Annotated in this window: 13 protein-coding genes; 4 read left to right on the top strand and 9 right to left on the bottom strand. The window is 61.6% G+C overall.

The features are described 5' to 3' along the window. Positions 1-154 precede the first annotated feature (154 nt). Complete coding sequence (locus RB548_RS26360) at positions 155-928, top strand: TIGR01458 family HAD-type hydrolase (protein ID WP_331376711.1); 774 nt, start codon at positions 155-157, stop codon at positions 926-928. Positions 929-1034: 106 nt separating this feature from the next. Here the strand turns inward: RB548_RS26360 and RB548_RS26355 are convergent, their stop codons facing one another. Continuing rightward, entirely contained in the window at positions 1035-2075 is a 1041-nt protein-coding gene (locus RB548_RS26355) for a glutamine synthetase beta-grasp domain-containing protein (protein WP_331376710.1), read from the bottom strand. A 517-nt stretch (positions 2076-2592) separates the two neighbouring features. On the opposite strand from RB548_RS26355, the gene RB548_RS26350 reads away from it, so the two are divergent. Next, a complete protein-coding gene (locus RB548_RS26350) occupies positions 2593-2799 on the top strand; it encodes a DUF2735 domain-containing protein (RefSeq protein ID WP_331376709.1) in 207 nt (68 codons plus the stop codon). 70 nt (positions 2800-2869) lie between these two features. Here the strand turns inward: RB548_RS26350 and RB548_RS26345 are convergent, their stop codons facing one another. The 7 genes from RB548_RS26345 to RB548_RS26315 all read right to left on the bottom strand — a co-directional run bounded on the left by RB548_RS26345 (position 2870) and on the right by RB548_RS26315 (position 9790). Next, entirely contained in the window at positions 2870-3748 is an 879-nt protein-coding gene (locus tag RB548_RS26345; RefSeq protein ID WP_408642479.1) for a carbohydrate ABC transporter permease, read from the bottom strand. A gap of 6 nt (positions 3749-3754) precedes the next feature. After that, a complete protein-coding gene (locus tag RB548_RS26340) occupies positions 3755-4648 on the bottom strand; it encodes a carbohydrate ABC transporter permease (protein WP_331376708.1) in 894 nt (297 codons plus the stop codon). Continuing rightward, positions 4645-5754, bottom strand: coding sequence for an ABC transporter ATP-binding protein (locus RB548_RS26335; RefSeq protein WP_331376707.1), 1110 nt, complete (start codon positions 5752-5754; stop codon positions 4645-4647). The genes RB548_RS26340 and RB548_RS26335 overlap by 4 nt, the downstream gene beginning before the upstream one ends. Before the next feature lie 11 nt (positions 5755-5765). Continuing rightward, complete coding sequence (locus tag RB548_RS26330) at positions 5766-6041, bottom strand: sugar phosphate isomerase family (protein ID WP_331376706.1); 276 nt, start codon at positions 6039-6041, stop codon at positions 5766-5768. 141 nt (positions 6042-6182) lie between these two features. Further along, positions 6183-7448, bottom strand: a complete 1266-nt coding sequence (locus RB548_RS26325; protein ID WP_331376705.1) for an ABC transporter substrate-binding protein — start codon at positions 7446-7448, stop codon at positions 6183-6185. 33 nt (positions 7449-7481) lie between these two features. Then, entirely contained in the window at positions 7482-8375 is an 894-nt protein-coding gene (locus tag RB548_RS26320) for a carbohydrate kinase family protein (protein ID WP_408642492.1), read from the bottom strand. A gap of 29 nt (positions 8376-8404) precedes the next feature. Continuing rightward, positions 8405-9790, bottom strand: a complete 1386-nt coding sequence (locus RB548_RS26315; protein ID WP_331376704.1) for a family 4 glycosyl hydrolase — start codon at positions 9788-9790, stop codon at positions 8405-8407. Between the two features lie 213 nt (positions 9791-10003). Here RB548_RS26315 and RB548_RS26310 point away from each other — a divergent pair, with 213 nt between their 5' ends. Further along, the gene (locus RB548_RS26310; protein ID WP_331376703.1) at positions 10004-10777 is read left to right on the top strand and encodes a GntR family transcriptional regulator; all 774 of its coding nucleotides are present in this window, start codon (positions 10004-10006) and stop codon (positions 10775-10777) included. Between the two features lie 466 nt (positions 10778-11243). After that, positions 11244-14270, top strand: a complete 3027-nt coding sequence (locus RB548_RS26305) for a calcium-binding protein (RefSeq protein ID WP_331376702.1) — start codon at positions 11244-11246, stop codon at positions 14268-14270. An 87-nt stretch (positions 14271-14357) separates the two neighbouring features. Here RB548_RS26305 and RB548_RS26300 read toward each other — a convergent pair whose 3' ends face one another. Further along, positions 14358-15320, bottom strand: a complete 963-nt coding sequence (locus RB548_RS26300; RefSeq protein WP_331376701.1) for a LysR family transcriptional regulator — start codon at positions 15318-15320, stop codon at positions 14358-14360. Positions 15321-15487: the final 167 nt, after the last annotated feature.

The raw sequence follows: 15487 nt of genomic DNA, 5'->3' as shown, positions 1-15487 counted from the left end.
CACAAGAAAATGGGCACGGAATCGAGCGGATGGCGGCTACGATCGCGGGCTTATCGCCGCTTTACGACAATGGTGCAGCCCCAGCGTGCAGGCGGGCGGCACCATGCCAAATTGCAGAACTTGACCAACAACGCCTCCGTGTCATGCTGCGACGATGATCAGCGGTGTGCTTTTGGATCTTGCCGGCGTCATCTATGACGGCGACGTGGCCGTGTCCGGCGCAACGGAGGCCGTTCTGCGCCTGCGCGAAGCAGGCCTTCCCATCCGCTTCGTCAGCAACACCACCCGCTCGACCAAGCCGGCCGTTCTCGACCGGCTCGCGCGGCTGGGCCTTTCCGTGGCGGCCGACGAAGTCTTCACGCCGGCTGAGGCGGCGCGCCAATGGCTCACCGAACATGGCCGATCGCCACATCTGCTCGTCCATCCCAATCTCGTACAGGAATTCGACGATCTGACACGCGGTCTGCCGAAGGCCGTTGTTGTCGGTGACGCGGGGGAAGCTTTCGATTACCGGGCGCTCAACGCGGCGTTTCGAGAATTGATTGATGGCGCGGAATTGCTGGCGCTTGCCCCGAACCGGACTTTCATGGATTCCGACGGGAAGCTCAGCCTCGACGCCGGAGCATTCGTAACAGGACTGGAATTCGCCAGCCAGAAGAGCGCCATCGTGCTCGGGAAGCCGTCGCAGCCCTTCTTCCGGTCTGCGCTCGCGACGATCAATTGTCCGGACACGCAAGCCGTAATGGTGGGTGACGACGCCGAAACAGATGTCGCGGGGGCCCTGCAGGCAGGCTTGGCGCACGCCCTCTTGGTGCGCACAGGCAAGTACCGGGAAGGCGACGAGAGCCGGTTCGAGCCGGCACCGACCGCGACGCTTCGCGATATTTCCGAAGCGGTCGACTGGATCATCGACGCAAGAATGCGCTGAAAGCGGCGATGGGTATTACCGATCGCTACCGATTCCGGAAGAGAAGCGGTACCGACCAGGGAAAGAGACACGGCGCCGACATTCGCGTCGGCGCCGTGGGGAGTGTTTATGCGACTTTCGCGACGCTGCCTTCGGTCGGAACGGTCGAGATCGTCTTCAGCACCTGCGAAGCGATCTGGTAGGGGCAGCCCTGGGAGTTGGGGCGGCGGTCTTCGAGATAGCCCTTGTAGCCGTTGTTGACGAAGCTGTGCGGAACGCGGATCGATGCGCCGCGGTCGGCAACGCCATAGCTGAACTTGTTCCACGGCGCCGTCTCATGCTTGCCGGTCAGGCGCAGGTGATTGTCCGGGCCGTAGACGGCGATGTGCTCATGCAGGTTCGTCTCGAAGGCAGCCATCAGCGCCTCGAAATAGTCCTTGCCGCCGACTTCGCGCATATAGGCGGTCGAGAAGTTGCAGTGCATGCCGGAGCCGTTCCAGTCGGTATCGCCGAGCGGCTTGCAGTGCCACTCGATGTCGATGCCGTACTTTTCCGTCAGGCGCTGCAGCAGGTAGCGAGCCATCCAGACTTCGTCGGCAGCCTTTTTCGAACCCTTGCCGAAGATCTGGAATTCCCACTGGCCCTTGGCGACTTCGGCATTGATGCCTTCATGGTTGATGCCGGCAGCGAGGCAGATGTCGAGGTGCTCTTCGACGATCTGGCGTGCGATGTCGCCGACGTTCTTGTAGCCGACGCCGGTGTAGTACGGGCCCTGTGGCGCCGGGTAGCCATGCTCCGGAAAGCCCAGCGGGCGGCCGTCCTTGTAGAAGAAATATTCCTGCTCGAAACCGAACCAGGCGCCCTCGTCGTCGAGGATCGTCGCGCGGCTGTTCGACGGATGCGGGGTTTTGCCGTCCGGCATCATGACTTCGCACATGACCAGTACGCCGTTGGTGCGAACCGGGTCCGGATAGATCGCGACCGGTTTCAGCACGCAGTCGGAGCTGCGGCCTTCGGCCTGCATCGTCGAGCTACCATCGAAGCCCCAGAGCGGGAGCTGCTCGAGCGTCGGGAATGCATCGAATTCCTTGATCTGCGTTTTTCCGCGCAGGTTCGGTACCGGGGTGTAGCCGTCGAGCCAGATATACTCGAGCTTATACTTTGTCATTGCGAATCTCTCATAACGTGGTGTTGCGAGGCTTTGAGCAAATCCTAACGGAACGACACGCTTGCGAAGCGCCGACCGCCAAGGGATCCGGAAGTGCTCAAGCATTTTGCGTGCCAGTTCGGCCATCACCGGCTCGCTGGTAGTGAAAGAATTGATCGACCGCCGGATGCTTGCCTGGGCGCGGAACCATCCACTCGCCGCTCGGGCCGTTGGAACGCTGTAAATAGAGTCAATCGGTTAGTCGATTGTGGTTCAGGTTCCGCCTCCCATCACGGCCCCTCTCTTGCCGCGTCAAACTAGCGCCGTCCAACCGCATGCCCCGCGAAGTCGGATCACATGCGAAAGATCTGCCCAGCCGTAAAAATTCCAACGACCGCGGCTAAATTTTCATCGCGCGAAAGCGCGTGCCCACAAATACGGCACGCAATTGATTGAGTTTTCATCATTTCGCGCAAACCATGTGCAAATCGGATGCGTTGCGCTATGCTCCCTCTCAGAACTCAAGGGAGACCAGACGATGGCCGAGAGTTTATACCGCAGGTCGGCGACGATATATCCGTTCCCCGCGAAGCCCTTCAGAAGGGCGGAGAATCGCCGCGAGGAAATGCCGGATCTCGAGGCGCAAGACATTTGCGCCGCCGCCATAGACGGCTGCTGGTACCACGAAGAGGCCGTTCGCGCCGAAGCCAAAGAGCATCCAGGCATTCCGGGCAAGCTGAACTAGCTCGAAGCCACGGCCTATTTTTTGATCATCTGCACGAATTGCGGGCGACGCCCGCTTGTGGCCGACGCAGCTATCCTTTCACGGCACCCGATGTCAGGCCAGCGACGATCTTGCGCTGGAAAATCAACACCAGCACCAACAGCGGCAACGTGACCGTCACCGACGCGGCCATGATCTGGCCGAACGGATATTCGTAACGGCTGCTGCCGGTAAGCAGGCCGATCGCAACCGGCACGGTCCGGTTCTCGTCGGTCAGGATAAAGGTGAGCGCGAAGAGGAATTCGTTCCACGCCAGAATGAACGAGAGCAGCCCGGTGCTGGCGATCGCCGGTCCCATCAGCGGCAGCAGAACGTGGGTCAGGACCCTCAGCCGCGAACAACCGTCGATGAGCGCCGCCTCCTCGAGTTCGGTCGGCAGATCGCGAATGAAGCTCGTCAAGATCCAGGTGGTGAATGGCAGCGTGAGGATAAGATAGGAGACGATGAGCGCCGACGGACGGTTATAGAGCCCAAGCCAGCCGATAACTTCGAACATACCCGAGAGCACGACCACCTGCGGGAAAATCGAGATCATCAGGACCGCGATCAGGATGATCCGGCCCGGCGAAAAATGCAGCCTCCCGAGCGCATAGGCTGCAAGAATGCCGATCACCAGCGAGATCATCGTGCTCGCGAAAGCGACGAGACCGGAATTTATGAGCGCGCCCATGAAAACCGGGTTGTGGAACAACTGCCAATAGTTGCTGAAATCCAGCGATGGCGCGAGACTGAACTGGTAGAGCGCCTGGCCGGATCTGGTCGACGACACGATCGCCCAGTAATAGGGAAAGAGCATGTAGACGAGCACGGCTGCGACGCCGACATAGAGGCCGAAAGTCCTCGCGCGCCGGATCGTGCGGTAGGTGCTGTTGGAATAGCGTTTTGCAGAGGCGGTCGTCGTCATTGCCATTTTTCGTCACCCCGTTGTCCGGTCGAGGCGCAGGACGCCGACGATAAGGATCGCGATCAGCCCGATGATCATGAAGACCCAGGTCGAGGCCGCCGAGCCGAGGCCGAGGTCCTGGAAGCTGATCAACTGGTCGCGCGCATAGATCGACATCGTCATGGTGTTTTCATTGTTTGCCGCGAGCACGTAGCTCAGGTCGAACATCCGGAGCGCATCGAGCGTGCGAAACAGCATCGCGACGCCGATCGCGGGCATCGCGAGCGGCAGCGTTATCGACCAGAAGCGCTTCCAGTGCGGCACGCCGGAAACCTCCGCCGCCTCGTAGATCTCCTCGGGAATCAACTGAAGCCCGGCAAGGATGAGGAGCACCATGAACGGTGTCGTCACCCACACGTCGATGAAGATCACCGTATAGAGGATGAGCGAGGGTTCGGCGGTCCAGGCGATCCCCTTCTCGACGAGGCCCAGCGTCACGAACAGCTTGTTGACGAGGCCGAACTGGTCGTTGAGCATCCATTCCCATATCCGTGTCGAGACGACCATCGGCATCGCCCAGGGCACGAGGATGGCAGCCCTGACGACGCCCCGGCCGACGAAGGCTCGGTGGAGCAAAAGCGCGATTGCGAGCCCCAGAAGCGTCTCAAGACCGACAGATATGACCGTAAAAAACAGCGTGTTCTTGACCGCGCGCCAGAACACCGGATCTTCGGCGACGGTTATGAAATTGTCGATCCCGACAAAGCCGTAGTTCGCCGGTGCGTCGAGGAAGGCGTCGGTGAAGGAAAAAAATATGCTGCGTGCGAGCGGCCAGATCGCGACGCCGACGAGCGCGATGATCAGCGGCAGCAGAAACAGCCACGCCGTGCGGTTCTGCTGGCGCCGCATCCTCTCGGCCGCACTCACAGCGAAGCTCCCGATGCCAGCTGGACGGCGCTACCATGATCGATCCGTCGCCCGTCCTCTCCGAATAGGTAGAGGCTTTCAGGCTGCCAGCCGAGGCCCACCGACTGGCCTTCTGCGAATGCAGGCGGGCTTCCAGTCGAGCGCACCGTCCAGACCAGCGTTTCGCTGAGCCGCACATAACAGACATATTCGTAGCCGAGGTCTTCCATGCGCTCGAATGTTCCGCGGATCGCGCCCTTGGTCTCGGCGCTCACCAGCTTGAGGGCTTCGGGCCTGAGGCCGATCTCGACAGGGCTGTCGGCGCCGGCGAGCTCGGCGGCGTGATAAAAGCCGCCAACGCCCCGGAGCATGCTGCCCGACGAGCCAGCGCGGTCGAGCGGCGCGAAGTTCATCCGCGGACTGCCGAGAAAACCGGCGACGAATCTGTTCGCCGGCCGATCATAAAGCTCCCTCGGCCGTCCGACCTGTTCTATGCGCCCCTGATTGAGGATGACGATCCGGTCGGCGAGCGTCATCGCCTCGGTCTGGTCATGCGTCACATAGATCATCGTCGTCTTCACGTCGGCATGCAGCTTGGCGATCTCGAAGCGCATTTCCATGCGCAGATCGGCGTCGAGATTGGACAGCGGTTCGTCGAAAAGGAAAAGCTCGGGCTGGCCGACTAGCGCCCGGCCGATCGCCACGCGCTGCCGCTGGCCGCCGGAAAGCTGCCGCGGGCGCCGGTCGAGCAGATGGCCGATCTTCAGCATTTCCGCGACCTTTGCGACGCGGCGGCGGATCTCGTCCCTGCCGAGGCGCGCTGTCTCGAGCGCGAAGCTGATATTGCGCGACACGTTCATGTGCGGGTAGAGCGCATAGGACTGGAAGACGAAGGCAAGCCCCCGCTTCGATGCCGGGACGTCGGTCACCTGCTCGCCACCGATGAAGACGTCACCTTCGGAGACCGGGACAAGCCCGGCGATCAAGCGCAAGAGCGTCGACTTCCCGCAGCCCGACGGGCCGACGAATACCATGAACTCGCCGTCCGCGATTTCCAGATCGATCGACCGGATGATATCGTAGGCGCCAAAGGTCTTGCTGACGTTTTTCAAGGTGACTGAAGCCATTGCCCTGTCCTTCAAAGGCCCGCCGCGGCGCGGTCGGCCAGGATTTCTCTGTCGCTGCATTCGAGCACGATGGTCGCAGGCCAGCCGGCGTCAAAGTTGCCTGCCGTCGTAATGCGCCTCAGAGCCTCCTGCTTACCGCCGCCGCTCAAAAGCAGCCTGCACTTGCGCGCCTCGCTGATCGTCCTGAGCCCGACACTTATCCCATGCGTCGGCACCTCGTCGATCGAAGCGAATGCCGGAAAGGTCTGAAGGTTATCACGCCGGGTGTCGTTCGCGAGTTCGATCACGCGTGTTCAGCTCCGCGCCGAGCTGCTCGGCAACGTAGGAACCCATTTCATCGGGCCGGTCGAAGACTATCGGCAATTCGTCGGGTCGAAGTGCATGTTTGCGGAAAGGCACCTCCGGGCTACCCGGAGGTGCCGCCTTCATCATTCGCCGGCTTTCACGTCGCGCTGCAGGCGTCGTTCGAGATCGGCGAGCTCCTTGGCGACATCGTCCTTGCCGGAGATGATGTCATGAACAGCCCGGTAAAACGTGCGGGAAATTCGGTTGTAGTTCTTGCCGGTGCCGGCGGACGGACGAGCAACCGATTCCTCGAAGGCCGTCTTCGCCATACCGAGGAAGGGAATCTTCGCCAGTACGTCGGCATCTTCGTAAAGTGCCGCGACAGTCGGGTTGTAGCCGCCTTCGATCGCGCGCATCTTCTGGTCCTCGGAGCCGACCATGTAGCGCAGCAGGTCAGCCGCAAGCTCCTGCTTCTCAGAATATTTCGAGACCCCTAGATAGGCCGTGCCGAGCGTTCCGCTCGACTTCTGCCCTTCGGCGCCGAGCGGGAGGGCGGAGACGCCGACCTTGCCGACGAGCTTGCCGCCTTCCGCCTGGGACGTGCCCCAGACATAGGGCCAGTTGCGGTGGAACACGGCATTGCCGCTTTCGAAGAGGGCGCGCGAATTTTCCTCGTCGTAGTTGAGAACGCCCTCCGGCGAAATCGTGCCGATCCAGCCGCGCGCACGCGTCAGCGCCGCTTCCGTCACAGGGCTGTTGATGGTGACCTCACCATCGTCGGAAATGATTGTTCCGCCGCCAGCCGAGGCGATCCATTCGAGCGCATCGCAGGTCAGACCCTCGTAGCTGCGGCCCTGCCAGGCATAGCCCCACATATCCGGGTTTCCGGCCTTGCGCTCCGCGTCCTGGATCTCCTTTGCGGTCGCGGTCATTTCCTCCCAGGTCTTCGGTGGTTCTTTGCCGTATTTCTCGAGCAGGTCCTTGCGATAGAACATCAGCCCCGTGTCGATATAGAAGGGCATCGCCAGAAGCTTGCCGTCGAGGCGCGCGGCATCCGTGGCCGAGGCAAAATGCGCCTTCACCTCATCCTCCGGGATCATCGACGTCACATCGAGCAGATGATCCTTGAACATGCCAAGCCAGATGACGTCGATATAGAGTACGTCGATGTCCGACGATTGAGCCGCGAAGAGCTGCTGGTAGATCGGGATCGCATCGTCGAGGTTCTGCGGCATCCGGTTGAGCTTCACCTCGTTGCCGGTCTTTTCCGACCACTTCGCGACCGCCTTTTCACACAATTCGTAGTCGGTCGCGGAGCAGAACATCGAGACCGTTTCGGCCCTCGCCGGGAGCGCCGATGCGAAGGCCACCACGGCCATGCCTGCCAGCATTTTCAGTTTGTGTTTCATGTCGTTCCCTCACTCGTTCTATTGTGAACGTCGCTATATCGCGGCCTCCCGCCGCCGATATTTCGTAAGATCTTTTTGGAAAGGCAGATTGCGGCCGCCATAGCCCGTCACCGCGAGCGATCCGCAGATGACGGCGATTTCGATCGCGCCCCTCAAATCCGGCTCGTTGAGCAGCCCGTGGACGAAGCCGGCGTTGAAGCAGTCGCCGGCACCGGTTGTGTCGAACACATCCACGGTGAGCGCCGGCACGCGGCAGATCTCTCCCTTGGACGAGGCGACGGCGCCGTCAGCGCCGCATTTGATGACGACAGTCGGGCAGAAACGGGCAATCGAGGCGAGCGCGCGCTCGACGTCGTCCTCGCCAGTCAACGCCTTCGCCTCGCTGGAATTCGGCAGGAAGACATCGATCAACCTCAGCATCTCTTCGATGCCGGGCGTCGAGAGCTTGTAGTCCACGTGCTGCAAGTCGGAGCAAACGATAATGCCGAGGTCGCGCGCCGCCTGGATGAGCGCGCGCCGCTCCTCGTCGAGCGAGAACCCCTGAAGCAGCAGGATGCGCGGCCTGACGCGGTCGAGATCCTTAGGCTTCGGCAGCGGTTCCGGCTGTTCGGCATAGCTGATGAAGCCGCGGTCATGCGCGAACGAGAATGCCGCGCTCACCCGGCGCAACGGCTTGTCCAGGTGGATGAAGAGGCCGTCATCGATGTTTTCCCGCCCCGCTTCATCGATGATCATGCGGCTGAAGATGTCGTTGCCGAAGGTGCACCACCACCCCGCTTTGGTTCCAAGCCGGGCAAGTGCCAACGCTGTCGAATAGGCAGCACCTGGCACCCACTCGAACTCTTCGGCCCAAAGATCGGCACTGATCTTCGGCACCTCCGGGAGACCGCGGAAGATCAGGTCGAAGTAGTACTCTCCAACCACCATCACGTCGTAGCGGGAGCCAGGTGCCTCACTCACGACCAGTCACCTGCATATTGCGCATGCGCCGCAAGATATTCGTCGACCAGGGGCACCGCGCGCGAATAGGAGAGCACGAGCGGATGCGCCATCAGCGCCTCGACGGCGAGTTCGCGACTCCGCTCCTTGATCGCGTGGACCGCCAGCCGCTCGTAGCGCTTGACGTTCTGGACGAGCTGCGCCTGGGCTTCGGGCATGGCGCCCATCCTGAGCGGCCTGATGCCGCTCTTGTCGACCACGCAGCTCACCTCCACCACGTCGTCGGCACGCAAGCCGTCGATCGCGCCCTCGTTGCGGACGTTGAGACCCGTGTAACAAGGCTTTCCAGTCTGCAGCGCATCGACAAGGTTGAGGGCGACGCCGGCGTAGCCCTCGCCCTCTTCACCGGTCTCTCCGACCGCAACGCTGTCGACAAACTTGTCGGCCTCTTCCATGCTTGGCGCATCGGCAAGCGCATAATGCATATAGGTCGCGTTGCGTCGCCGCTCGTAGGCATAATAGGCCGCCAGCGCACCCTCGGCGTCCGTCTCCAGATCGATCGTGCCTAGCTTGGCGATCAATGCCGCGTTCAGGTCCTTGACCTCTTCACCGCGCGTGCGCTCGTCGGACTTGAGCGCCTCGACGGCCCTTTCCGCATAGTAGTAGTAATAGAGGTATTCGTTGATCCAGTTGCGCCGGTGACGGATGAGCTTGCTGTCGAACATGCGCTGCGACGTCGCGCGGATGAAGGCGTCGTCGTCAAGCAAAGGCTGGAGCACTTCCTTGCCATCGATCTTCGCGCCCCTCGTAAAGGAAAGGTGGTTGAGGCCGTAGACCTCGGCGTGCACGTCGTTCTGCGGCACCTTGTACCAGCGGGCCAAGGCTTCCTGCGCGCCGTTCGCGCCGTCGCAAATGCCGACAGTGCGGTGATAGCCTTCATTCTGCAACGCTTGCGCGACCAAGCCGGCAGGGTTGGTGAAGTTGAACAGCCAGGCGTCCGGGCTGACCTTCTTCAGGATTTCCGCGTATTTGAGGATGACCGGAATGCTGCGGAGCGCCATCGCAAAGCCGCCCGGACCGGTGGTCTCCTGACCCAGTACGCCATGGGCAAGCGCGATGCGTTCGTCCTTGATCCGGCCCTCTTCATTGCCGGGCCGGACCGTGGTCACGACATAACTTGCCCCGTCCAGCGCCCGCTCGGCATCGGCAGACATCGTGATCCTGACCGGGGACTGCATGCGCCGCGCCAGCTCCTGACTGATCCGCCCGAAGAGATCGAGCTTCTGCTCATTGATGTCCTGCAAGCAGATCTCGGTCAGACCGCTTCTCTCCGCGCGCCTGAGGGCGGATCCGACAAACAGGGGTGCCCGGACTCCGCCGCCGCCAATCAAGGTCAGTTTCATTCTTTACTCCGCCATTCCGATCGTGCTATCGCTACTGGATATAACCAGTTATGTCAACTCAATCTGCAAGAGCTTTCTCGCGATCCACAGGTGGCCGAATCCGGTGTGAGCGACAACGCAAGGTGGACGGAAATCGCCCTGGCTCTTGTCTTCAACCTTGCCAGGTGCAATGCAGAAGGGCATCCGGCAACTGGCGGCTGAAACGAACGACTGATGGCACGACACGCAAATCTTCCGGACGAGAATTCCATCGATCGCAACCATCCGGATGCGCTCTACGTGCAACTGCGAAACCTGCTCAAGGGCATGATCGAAAGACGGGAACTTGCGGTCAACGACAAGCTTCCGTCCGAGCGGGAACTGGTCGCGGCCTATGGCGTCAGCCGCATTACGGTGCGCCAGGCAGTGAAGGACCTCGAGAATCTCGGCTATCTGCAGACACGGCCCGGCAAGGGCATCTATGTCACCGAACCAACGCCGATCTATGAACTCGAGATCGTGCGCAGTTTCACCCAGACGGCCTATGCGAACAATCGCAAGCCCGGCATGCGCCTTCTCAGCGGCAAGATCATCCGCGCCGACGCGGAAGTCGCGCGGCCACTGTCCCTGCCGACGGGCGCAGACGTCGTTTTCCTTGAAAGGTTGCGCCTGCTCGATGACGTTCCGGTGGTCATCCAGCGGGACTGGTTTTCCGCCTCGCTCGCACCGGGCATTCTGGACATCGATTGGACGGTCGAGAACCGGTCGCTCTATGCAGAGCTCGAGAACCGCTACGGCATCCTTCCGTCGCGCGGACAATCGACCCTGAGTGCCCGGCTCGCCACCGACGTCGAGGCGTCATTCCTGCAGCTCGAGCTTCCGGCAGCAGTTCTGACGCTGGACCAGATCGCCTACGACACGCACAACCGCACGGTCAATGTGAGCGCCGCCGCCTACCATCCGACCCGCTATCCGCTGTCGTTGACCCAGTCCCACAGAAGGCTGTGACCGTCCCATCCGGGCGTCCTTTTTTTGCAACCATAGATCTGTGTATCGATCCGAGAATCTACCCGTTTGGTCTGTTCCCGCGGAAACACAAAATGTTCTCGAACTCGTCAATATATGGCAGCGAGAACGGCAGGGAACGTTCTTCAAGTCACGCAATACCGCATGACTTGCAAGGGGTTAGACTGGGGAGACATTCCATGAAACGGCACCGCATCTAGAGCATCCCGCTTTCAAGTGGAATCACTGAAGGCGGATAAGATGCTCTAGAATCAAAGTGCTAGAGCGTCCTTTGTGCGTTCACTTGAACGCACGGCGCTCTAGTCTATTCGACGCCATGTCGCTCGTGACCATGAGCGATCGCCCGTCATGGGCGCCTCTTCCAAAAAATCCAGTAATCACCACGCCGAGGCGATCACCGCGGCGAACAGAGACGCATGTCCCGATGCAAAGGAACAAGGAAACAACTATGGCGACTACCTTCGGAACTGCCGGCAACGACGTTTTGACCGGCAGCGATCTTGAGAACGATTTCATCATAGCGCTTGCCGGCGACGACATCGTCAACGGCGGCATGGGAAGCGATACGGTGACCGGAGACGAGGGGAATGACACCGTCAACGGCTCGTTCCAATACGACAACCTCATGGGCGGCGACGGCAACGACACGCTGAACGGCAACAGCGGGGACGATCTGCTGACCGGTGGCGCCGGCGCCGACACGCTCAACGGCGGCAGCGGCAGGGACAGGTTTCTCGGCTCCACGCTTGACGATGCCTCCGGCGACGTGATCGACGGCGGCTCCGGCACCGATACCGCTCATGTCGACTATTCGGCCCACACGGCCGCCATCAATTTCACCGTCAAGGACTGGATTACGCCGCAAACGCTGACCGGCGGCCTTCAGACCATGAATGTCGAGGCTTTCACGATCAACGGCACGAATTTCAACGACGTCATAACCGGTGGTAACTATGCCGACATGCTGATGGGCGGCCTCGGCGATGACAGGCTTTCAGGCGGCCGCGGAACTGACGTCCTCTTCGGTGAAGACGGCAACGACAAATTGACGGGTGGCTACGGCTACGACGTGTTGCGAGGCGACGCAGGCAATGACGTGCTTTCCGGCGAAGCCGGCGCCGACGACCTCAATGGCGGTGAAGGTGACGACAAGGTCTATGGCGGCAACGACGGCGACTGGCTTTTTGGCGGGAACGGCAACGATCTCGTGTCGGGCGGAAACGACAACGACAATCTCATCGGCGGTGCAGGCGCAGACAATCTGGCGGGCGATGCCGGCAATGACATGCTCGACGGCGGTCTCGGTGACGACAGCCTCGAAGGCGGCGCCGGCGACGACACGATCACCTACAACTACGGCGAGGGCAAGGACACGATCACCGACGTAAGCGGCAGCGACCGGCTGGTGATTCGCAACTTCACCGGAAACTTCACCGCCAAGGCGCCGACCGACGTCAATACGCTTGCCGGCGGGACGACCTTCAAGGGCATCGAACACTACTCGATCTACGCGACTGGTTCCGCGGTCAACAAGGTCGTGACCGGCAGCGGCAATGACTATGTCGACGCCGCCGCTGGCGACGACATTATCGACGGCGGTGCTGGCAACGACACGCTCTTCGCCGGAATCGGCCGCGATACCGTCAATGGCGGCATCGGCAACGATTCCGTCACCTTGGGCGACGGCGGCGCCGACAAGGGCGATGGTGGCACCGGCACCGACACGGCTGCGGTGGACCGTCGCTCGCTGACAACCGCGCAGACGTTCTCCGCGACCGGCGCCACGGCGACGCTCTCCGACGGGACAAGCCTCAAGAACTTCGAGCATTATCGCGTCGAGTTCGGCTCGGGTAATGACGTCGTGAAGTCCGTTGGCTCGGCGCTCAGCGTTGCCTTCTACGGTTACGGCGGCAATGACACGCTGATCGGCACTAACGGCAACGACACGCTCGATGGTGGAGAGGGAAGCGACACGCTCAACTCGGGCGCGGGGAACGATGTCATCCGCGATTTTGGTGGCAAGAACTCGATCACTGCCGGAGACGGCAATGACGTGGTCAATGTCGGCGACAGCGCGACGGGAGCGGCCAGCTACAACACCGTCAATCTCGGAACCGGCAACGACAGCTTCACGCGCAGCGCCTCGACGGGCACGCTTGTCGTCGACGGTGGGACAGGCACCGACTTCGCCTCCATCAATTTCAGCAAGTACACGCAGGGCATCACCTTCAAGCTTGCTGCATTGGTGACGGCGACGAATGCGCCCGTCACGGTGAAAAACGTCGAACGGGTCGCGCTCGTCGGCGGAACGGGCAACGACGTTTTCGTCGGTGGCAGCCTCAATGACGATCTGCGCGGCGGCGCCGGCCATGACAGTCTCACCGCCGGAGCGGGCAACGATCTTCTGTCCGGCGATGCGGGCAATGATACGCTGCGGGGCGGAACGGGCAACGACACCATCTACGGTGACACTGCGACCACCAGCGGCGGCAGGGATGTAATCTACGCCGAGGATGGCAACGACAAGGTCTATGCCGGTATCGGCGACCGCTCCGACGGCGGCACGGGCACGGACGTGATCAGGCTGAACGTCTCGGAGCAGACGAAGGACATCGCGTTCAACTTCTCTACCGGCACGGTCAATGTCGATACGGCGACATCCTTCAACGCCTTCGAAGCGCTCGACTATGTCGGCAGCAAGGGCAAGGACACGGTTACAGGCGGTGCCCTCAATGACATCCTCGACGGCATGGCCGGCAATGATGTCCTCAGGGGCGGCAACGGCAACGACACGCTCCGCGACGGCGCCGGTGACGACCAGCTCTTCGGCGACGCCGGGAACGATGTTCTCACCCGCACCGTACATTCCGGCAAGGACCTCTTCGATGGTGGCGTCGGTATCGACACGCTGAGCTTCGTTGAAGGCGCGACGTCGGTCGTACTCGACCTGCAGGCCCAGGCCAAGAACAAGGGGCTGGCGCTCGGCCTCACCGTCAAGAATTTCGAAACCATCATCGGCAGCGCAGCGGATGACGAAATTCACGGTGATGCGAACGGCAACACGCTCCATGGCAAGGGCGCCGACGATATCCTCGATGGCCGCGACGGCAACGACACCCTGGTCGGCGGCGCAGGGGACGACTGGCTGACGGGCGGAGCCGGCAACGACCGGTTCGTCTTCGACCGCGAAGGACGCGACGGAGAAGGCGATGTCATCACCGACTTCGTCCGCGGGCAGGACAAGCTCGTCATCGATCGCGCCGCCTTCGGCATCGCCGCCGGCGACACGACCGTGACCCTGGTCACTGGCACCGACCCCGTCGCGACAAGCAGCAAGGGCACGTTCCTGTTCGAGACCGATAATGGCCGCCTCTGGTACGATGCCGACGGCAACGCCGCGACAGCGGATCTCGAACTGGTCGCGATCCTGCAGAACGTCAAGGCACTCTCGACGAGCGACTTCTCCTTCCTCTGAGCAGCTTTCGTCCAGCAAAGAGGCTCGACGATGCGCCCGTCCCGCGAAAGCGGGGCGGGCGTTTCGTTGTTTCCGGACCAACTGAGGTCATTTCTCGCGGCTGGTTCTTCGAGTCGGGAGTCGAACTGGCTTTGGCTTTTCGATCCCCGGGATAAAGCCTATTTGCTCGACGAGAAAGTCGACCAGCAGCCGCACCCGCGCAATGCCCGCGCGCTCCGGAACGATCAGCATGCTCAGCGGAACGGGCGGAAGCGAATAGTCGGGAAAGATCACCGCCAACCGTCCGGTCTCCAAGAGATCGTCGACCAGCCATCGATGCGCGGGCGCGATGCCGCGCCCAGCGACGAGGGCTTCGCGCACGGCAAGTCCGTGATCGACGCGAAACCGTCCGCCAAAGGGCACCGCGTGGATCTCTCCGTCCGGCCCCTGCAAGGTGAGGATGTCGCTTCCCGCCACGTTCGACATCCGGATACCCTCATGGCCAGACAGATCCTGCGGGACGGCCGGCACGCCGCGCGCCGCCAGATAGCCCGGCGCCGCCACCAGCAGACGCCGGGACTGACCGAGCGCTCTGAGCTTCATGGAGCTGTCCGCAAGCGGACCCAGGCGAAGTGCGACATCGACCCCCTCGCGCACGAGGTCGATCCGCTCGTCGGTGAGGCTGAGGTCGATCCCGATGTCGGGATAGCGATCCTGGAAAGCGAAAATCAGCCGGCTGACATGCATGACACCAAAGGCCGCCGTGCAGGATAGACGGATCGTACCGGCTGGCGCGCCACGCGTGCCGCGCGCCTCATCCACGGCCTGCTCGACGAGGCGAAGCACTTGAACGCTGTTCGCGTAATAGCGGCTGCCTTCATCGGTCATGGTGACGCGCCGTGTGGTCCTGCTGATGAGAGGTACCCCGACTGCCTCCTCGAGTTCCCTGAGATGCCGCGTGACCGTCGACTGGCCCACTCCGAACTCTCGCGCAACAGCCGACAGGCTCCCGCGCTCGGCCACCCGGACGAAGGTGCGCATGCGTTCCAGCGTGACGTCAGACTTATCCATTATTCGGCAGATTCATATCCATTACCCACATCTAGCGGATATCTATCGCGTTGGCTACCTACTGCCTGTTTCCTTAAATCGAAGCCGATTTGAGGACAAAAACATGCAGCAATTCAAAGTGCTACAGCGTCCTTTGTGCGTCTGAAAAGACGCACGGCGCTGTAGGG

The organism is Sinorhizobium chiapasense (assembly GCF_036488675.1).
Classification (GTDB): domain Bacteria; phylum Pseudomonadota; class Alphaproteobacteria; order Rhizobiales; family Rhizobiaceae; genus Sinorhizobium; species Sinorhizobium chiapasense.
Note: the sequence above shows the minus strand (reverse complement) of the source record. Positions and strands in the feature narration are given on the sequence as shown.